This is a genomic window from Vibrio sp. S11_S32, assembly GCF_014694465.1.
GTDB lineage: Bacteria > Pseudomonadota > Gammaproteobacteria > Enterobacterales > Vibrionaceae > Vibrio > Vibrio algicola.
Genome location: NZ_JAAUWS010000207.1, coordinates 1 through 247 on the forward strand (window position 1 = coordinate 1; position 247 = coordinate 247).

Sequence of the window (247 nt, forward strand, 5' to 3'; positions counted from 1 at the left end):
AAGATGTTGAAGAATATATCCGGTATTACAACCATGAAAGGTTGCATACTACGCTTGGTGATTTAACGCCAATCGACTATGAAAAATTACAAAGTCAGGTGTCCTATTGGGCTTGACCAGAATATCGACAATCGGCTCAGGTATTTCATGCACTTGATGACGGTAATAAGGGGCTTTATCAATTTGAATATCACTGCTACCACAGCAGGCGCATGAATTTTCTGGCAAGCAATTAATAACAGTATCG

1 protein-coding gene is annotated in these 247 nt (G+C 39.7%); it reads left to right on the plus strand.

Annotated elements, in window-relative coordinates; translation table 11 throughout:
* On the plus strand, positions 1-116 hold a 116-nt coding region (locus tag HC723_RS17265; protein WP_190339605.1), incomplete at its 5' end, for an IS3 family transposase.
* Positions 117-247 lie beyond the last annotated feature (131 nt).